This is a genomic window from Pyrinomonas sp. (assembly GCF_040289685.1).
GTDB lineage: Bacteria > Acidobacteriota > Blastocatellia > Pyrinomonadales > Pyrinomonadaceae > Pyrinomonas.
Genome location: NZ_PSLQ01000103.1, coordinates 1 through 6,547, shown reverse-complemented (window position 1 = coordinate 6,547; position 6,547 = coordinate 1). Strand labels below are relative to the sequence as shown.

The following is a 6,547-nucleotide window of genomic DNA, read 5'->3' as shown; positions in this document are numbered from 1 at the left end:
GGGCTGGGAGTGTCACTTTTATCGCGAAAGACGACGAGGACGGGTTTGAAGACGCACGCGGCGTCAATCTCCCGTCCTCGGGGCGAGGGTATGCGATCCTGACTTCAGCGTCGCTCCATTTTGTCAACAACGGACTTCAACGCTTGGAAGGTCGGCGGCCAGAGGCCGACGAAAATTCCCGCTTCCTTTTTGCCTGACAGAAAGAGGGCCAAAGAAGCCCCGATCGATCCAAGCGTCAAGATATGAAAGAGACTCATGCCCGTTGATGATTTGGTCGACTCATCGACTGTGCGCAGGATCTCTTCCGCTTTGTCCGTGCGGATGTGCGTTCCAGTGATGCTTCCTTGTGTCGCTGCCATACTCCATCTCGCTCCTCTTTGAGAATGTTGTTAGTTGTTCATGACTCAATCCACGCGCCCTTTTAAAAAAGCAAGGCCGAATAGAATGGCCAGCGAAGCCCCGGCGATCACATATCCGACCACCGGACTCTTCTTTTTCTCCGTTTGGGGTTCATCTTCCCTTTGGGGTTGTGACTCCGTCGAGTCCGCGCCGCATTTCCGTTCCATCTTCGCTTCCCTTTCGAGTTGATCGGTACGTGTACGCATCGGATCGATCGCACATCACAGTTGGCAAAATGCGTACCAACCAACCCCATGTCGAGGTTAAATCGCCTTTAAAGAGGGGTCAAATCATATTTTTGTGTAGAAGACGATCGTTAGCGACAGTTTCATCATATCCGCATTCGATTTATCGCGTAATTCTCACGCTTCTCTTTGACTCGCGAGCATCTCCTGTGCGATGTTGTTCAGCCGAACAGTTCGATAAGGAGACGATCCATCATGAGCTTGATCGATTTCGTACACGCGCGCGAAATCCTCGATTCGCGTGGCAATCCGACCGTCGAGGCCGAAGTCGGGTTGATCAGCGGCCATCAAGGGCGTGCGGCTGTTCCCTCAGGCGCCTCGACCGGCGAACACGAGGCGGTGGAACTGCGTGATGGCGACCGTCGGCGTTACGGCGGCAAAGGCGTGCTGCGCGCTGTCGAACACATCAACGAGCAGATCGCCCGCGAACTCGAAGGCATGGATGCGCTCGAGCAGATCGAAATAGATCGCACGCTCATTGCGCTCGACGGCACGCCGAACAAGAAGCGCTTGGGCGCCAACGCCATTCTCGCCGTCTCGCTGGCGACGGCACGCGCCGCCGCCGACTTCCTACAAGTGCCGCTTTACCGTTATTTGGGCGGCGTTTCGGCGCGAACTCTGCCCGTGCCGCTGATGAACATCTTGAACGGCGGCGCGCACGCCGATAACAACGTCGATTTTCAAGAGTTCATGATCGTGCCCATCGGCGCTCACACCTTTCGCGACGCGCTGCGCATGGGCGCTGAGGTCTTTCACGCGCTCAAGGCGGTGCTGAAAAAGCGCGGTTATGCGACCAGCGTCGGCGATGAGGGCGGCTTTGCGCCGAACCTGCGCTCGAACGAGGAAGCGGTCGAGACCATCCTCGAAGCGATCGCTCAAGCCGGTTACAAAGCCGGAGGCGACATCCTCTTGGCGCTCGATCCGGCGGCGAGCGAGTTCCACGAAGACGGCTTCTACGTCTTCAAAAAATCGGACGGGCGACGGCTGTCGCGCGAAGAAATGGTCGCTTACTGGCGATCTTGGGTGGATCAATACCCGATCATCTCCATCGAAGATGGGATGGCGGAAAACGACTGGGAAGGTTGGAAACTGTTAACCGACGAACTGGGCCGCCGCATCCAGTTGGTGGGCGATGACCTGTTCGTGACCAACACGAAGTTCCTGCGCGAGGGGATCGAAAAAGGCGTCGCTAACTCCATTCTCGTCAAGGTCAACCAGATCGGCACGCTCACCGAAACGCTCGAATGCATCGAATTAGCCCGCACGCGCGGTCGGACGGCGATCATCTCGCACCGTTCGGGCGAAACGGAAGACCCATTCATCGCCGACCTCGCCGTGGCGACCAATGCCGGGCAGATCAAGACCGGGTCGCTGTCGCGCACGGATCGAACGGCGAAGTACAATCAATTGCTGCGCATCGAAGAAGAGCTGGCAGATGCGGCATACTTCCCCGGACCGGCAGCTTTCGATCATCTGGACAACGAGATGCTCCAAAAGGCCGAGGCGAGAGCGGAAACGGCCAACGCCGTCCGCTCACGGCGCAACGGCGGGGCGCGCGCACGCGGACGCGCGTAAAGCGCATGTGTTGGATGGCACGGGGCGGACAAAACCTCACTCGCCGCGACCGATGAGATCAGCGGTTTCCGAGAGAAGGAGAATTGAGCTTTGAGCAAAAGGTCCGAGCCTTTGGCATTGATCGTGATGGACGGCTGGGGTTATCGCGCCGAGCGCGAAGGAAACGCCATCGCGCTCGCTTCGACGCCTTACTTCGACGAGTTGATGGAGAAGTATCCGCACACGCTGCTCGAAGCCTCCGGCGTGCGCGTCGGTCTGCCGCGCGGCGTGATCGGCAACTCCGAGGTCGGGCACATGAACATCGGCGCCGGGCGCGTCATTCGTACCGATGTCGGGCGCATTGACCACGCCATCGAAACGGGCGAATTCTTCCGCAACCCCGTGCTCGTCGAGGCGATGGACGGTGCCAAAAGACGCCATCGCGCGTTGCACTTGATGGGACTAGTCTCCGACGGCATGGTCCATTCGTCTCAGGAACATCTTTACGCTCTGCTGCGTTTGGCCAAAGAGCGCGGCGTCGAACGCGTCTTCGTACACGCTTTCCTCGATGGCCGCGACACTATGCCGACTTCCGGCATCGGCTACGTGCAGAAATTGCTCGATAAGATGCGTGAAGCAGGCGTCGGCGAGATCGCGTCGATTGTCGGAAGGTACTACGCGATGGACCGCGATAAGCGTTGGGAGCGAACCAAACGCGCCTACGATCTTCTCGTTCATGCCGAAGGCGAGCGTGCGGCCGATCCCATCGCCGCGATTCAACGTTCTTACGAGCGCGGCGTGACGGATGAGTTCGTTGAACCCATCTCGCTCCGTCGCGCCACAGGCGAGCCCGTGGCGACGATCGGTGATGGCGACGCCGTCATCTTCTTCAACTTCCGCGCGGATCGCGCGCGGCAATTGACGAGCGCGTTGGCGCTGCCCGGCTTCGATGCCTTCCCGGTTCCTGATCGACCGAAGGTCGAAATGGTCTGCTTCACCGAATACGACAAAACCTATCCGTTCCCGGTCGCTTTCCCGCCGGAGCATCCGCGCAACATCCTCGCCGAAGTCTTCGCGCGCGTCGGCGTGCGCAACTACCGCTTGGCCGAAACCGAGAAGTACGCGCACGTCACATACTTCTTCAACTGTGGCATCGAGCGCGAGTTCGCGTGCGAGCGGCGACTGCTGGTGCCATCGCCCAAGGTCGCAACCTATGATCTGCAGCCGGAGATGTCGGCTTTCAAGATCACGGACAAGGTGCTGCGCGCCATCGACGAGGGCGAAACGGACGTTTTCGTCATCAACTTCGCCAACGCAGATATGGTCGGCCACACGGGCAATCTCGAAAAGACCATCGAGGCCGTGCAGTACGTCGATACCTGCATCGGTTGGATCACCAAGGCGATGCGCGCCGTGCGCGGACGCTGTCTCGTCACTGCCGATCACGGCAACGCCGAGATCATGATCGATCCGGCAACGGGCGGCCCACACACGGCACACACGACAAGCCCGGTGCCGTTCGTTCTAGTCGATGAAGCGGCGCGGGGCTTGAAGTTGCGCGATGGAGGCGCGCTCGAAGATATCGCGCCGACCATTCTCGGCCTGCTCGGAGTCGAAAAACCGGCGGAGATGACCGGACGCGATCTGCGCGAAGGCTGAACGCAGAAGACAAGTTAAACAAGCATGCTGGAGCTTGATTCAAGGAGTCCGATGGAGGCAGCCTGATCGGCAACGCCGCGCAGAGGGTTCTGGAACGGTGAGAGATCATGCCAGAACGGGCAAATCCTTCGACGATCGATTTCGACCCGCGCCGCGTGCTCATCATCGACTTCGGGCAGTTGGGCGATGTCGTTCTTAGTCTTCCGGCGCTGCGCGCCGTGCGCACGCGCTTCCCGCAAGCACACTTGACCGTAGTGGTGGGGCGTCCGGGCGCTGCCATCGTGGAACTGTCCGGTTACGCTGATGAAGTGATCGGCATCGACCGCGTGGCGTTGCGCGACGGCCCGAAACCGACGGCCCTGCTGCGCATCGTGCAACTGGTCCGACGAGTGAGACGCGCCCGGTTCGATTTCGTCATCGATCTTCACAGCCTGTACGAAACCAATCTGCTCGGTTATCTTTCCGGTGCCCCGTGGCGACTCTATGCGCGGCGCCCTGGGCGCTCGCTCGACGCGCTCTCGAATTTTCGTCCGCGCCCGCCAGTGGAGGACTTCCGCAAGCACGCTGTGGATCGTTACCTAGACGTGCTTAAACCGCTCGGCGTGGAGAACGCGCCGCGCCTACCACAACTTCGTCCGCGTCCCGAAGATGAACGCGCCGCCTACGAGATGCTCAAACGAGCGCGAGCGCGCACCTGTGCGCCGCTTGTCGGCCTTTTCCCGGGCGCCGGACACCCGGCGCGGCGATGGCCGTTGGACCGCTTCGCCGAGCTGGCTCACACGCTAGAAAAGAGCGACGAAACGCAAACTGTTGTCTTCGTCGGTCCAGAAGAGAAAGATCTGGTCAATTCCATACGCGCTCGCTTTCCACGCTCGTCGGTGCTGCTTGATCGTTTGACCATCCCGCAACTGGCCGCTGCGCAAGCGCTGCTTTCGGTCTTCGTCTCCAATGATACAGGCCCGCTGCATCTTGCGTCAGCGGTCGGAACCCCGGTGGTGATGTTGCTCGATCGTCCGACGCCGAACAGTTTTGTTCCGCTCGGTGCGAACTGCCGCATTATCTACAGCCACGCCATCGACCGCATCTCGACTGAAGAAGTGGCCCAAGCCGTTCGGGAACTGCTCGCCGTCCCACGCACGCCTGCGCTCTTCGAACTCTAAACCTCGCCGTCCCACGCACGCCTGCGCTCTTCGAACTCTAAACTGTGACTCTCGACGACAATCCAAAGCCCGCTCTTCGCAGATCGAATTTGCCCTTCAGCAAGCGGCAATCGCGTTCTGCCACCCCCTGGACAACCCAGGCCCGCTCTTCGCCGTCGGGGCGCGCGTTTGAGAGCGGCACCAGACCTTAATTTCTTCTTAAGGCCAAAGCGGCAGTGGAACCGGAAAACCGGCGAAAAACCGTCCGATTAAGACCGAAGCCGCGGGAGAACCGGCGAACCGGCGAGAAATTGCCCGACCGCCAGCTCGTCAACGGTGCAGTCCGATCCTTTTGGAATTGAACAATTTTTAACTAGACAAAACAAACTTGTTAGTGTAATAATCTTCAGGTGCTGCTCGGTGCCGGCAGCGTAACCTTCCTTTTTGGGTCCGGCACCCTGAACGACGTCGTGCTCGCCTCTGAAGTGGCTGTGATCCGTATGCAAGTCTCCGTTCACAAGATCGTGCGCTTTTGGGTTGCAGGCGGACCGTGGCTTCGTGCGGTCGGGTGCGAGCGAGCGAACGGTCTTCCTCATGGACTAGGACGACACGAGCCAACCTATAGACGGAGGACGATTTTCCGTATGTTTCGACGATACAGTTTCGTGCCAGCGGCGCTTTTGATCCTTGCGGTGGCTGGGTTGTGGGGGGCCGTGAATGCGCAGGCGACCGATGAAAGCGACCGCGCCCGCGATGGTTTGATCGGTCCGGTGCGGCGCGTGCGCACCGAGACGGCCAAGCTCGCGGTCAAGGGCGGAAAGATCATCGAGGGCCCGCGCGTGCTTTTGGAGACGGCAACCTACGACATCAAAGGCAACAAGATCGACAACGCTTACTATTCGGTGGAAAGCTCCAATCTAACGGGGCGTGAGGTTTACAAGTACGACGAACGCGGCAACATCACGGAGATGACGCTCTACAGCAACGATGGGACCATCGTAAGCCGCGAGGTCTACGCCTACGAGTTCGACCCCGTTGGCAACTGGACCAAGATGACCACGTCGGTGGCGGTCATTGAAGGCGGTAAGATCACTTACGAGCCGACCGAGGTCACATATCGCACGATCACGTATTTCTACGAAGACAACATCGCCAAGATCGTGCAGACCTCGACGCAACCGACCAAGCTCGCCCCTTCGGCAAGCAACGCTTCGCCCACAAGTGACGCCTCTGCAACAATCGCTGCGAACAGCTCGCTCTCTTCGGGCGGCGAGTCGGCAAACTCGATGAACAGGTCCGGTGCGACAACGGCGACCAAGCCTGTCGGCGAGGTGGCGGCAACGCCCAAGGCCGCTCCGAACGGCGGAGCGAACGCAGCCGGTAACCTTGCCGCCAACGGCAGCGCGAAGAGGAGCGACGTTCCGCCGGCGGTGGTTGCAACGCTCGACAAGTCTGTGCCCGTTGCGCCCAGCGCTCCAGACAAAGTTCCTGTGGAGATCAAGGCGGCGGGCGTTCGCGTCGAGGGCGATGCGCCTCCACCGCCAGCGCCCA

The 6,547-nt window shown here is 60.0% G+C and carries 5 protein-coding genes and 1 pseudogene; 4 read left to right on the top strand and 2 right to left on the bottom strand.

Annotation, left to right across the window (positions count from 1 at the left end):
* Window positions 1-104: 104 nt before the first annotated feature.
* Both C4334_RS14235 and C4334_RS14230 read right to left on the bottom strand, forming a co-directional pair.
* Window positions 105-359, bottom strand: coding sequence for a hypothetical protein (locus C4334_RS14235; protein WP_352432753.1), 255 nt, complete (start codon window positions 357-359; stop codon window positions 105-107).
* A 45-nt stretch (window positions 360-404) separates the two neighbouring features.
* Complete coding sequence (locus tag C4334_RS14230) at window positions 405-566, bottom strand: hypothetical protein (protein WP_352432752.1); 162 nt, start codon at window positions 564-566, stop codon at window positions 405-407.
* Window positions 567-839: 273 nt separating this feature from the next.
* On the opposite strand from C4334_RS14230, the gene eno reads away from it, so the two are divergent.
* The 4 genes and pseudogenes from eno to C4334_RS14210 all read left to right on the top strand — a co-directional run.
* On the top strand, window positions 840-2,219 hold the full coding sequence (gene eno / locus C4334_RS14225; RefSeq protein ID WP_352432751.1) for a phosphopyruvate hydratase: 1,380 nt from the start codon (window positions 840-842) through the stop codon (window positions 2,217-2,219).
* Between the two features lie 90 nt (window positions 2,220-2,309).
* Window positions 2,310-3,857, top strand: a complete 1,548-nt coding sequence (gene gpmI, locus C4334_RS14220; protein WP_352432750.1) for a 2,3-bisphosphoglycerate-independent phosphoglycerate mutase — start codon at window positions 2,310-2,312, stop codon at window positions 3,855-3,857.
* Between the two features lie 107 nt (window positions 3,858-3,964).
* Complete coding sequence (locus C4334_RS14215) at window positions 3,965-5,017, top strand: glycosyltransferase family 9 protein (RefSeq protein ID WP_352432749.1); 1,053 nt, start codon at window positions 3,965-3,967, stop codon at window positions 5,015-5,017.
* Window positions 5,018-5,640: 623 nt separating this feature from the next.
* Window positions 5,641-6,547: pseudogene (locus tag C4334_RS14210) on the top strand (hypothetical protein); the annotation flags it as partial.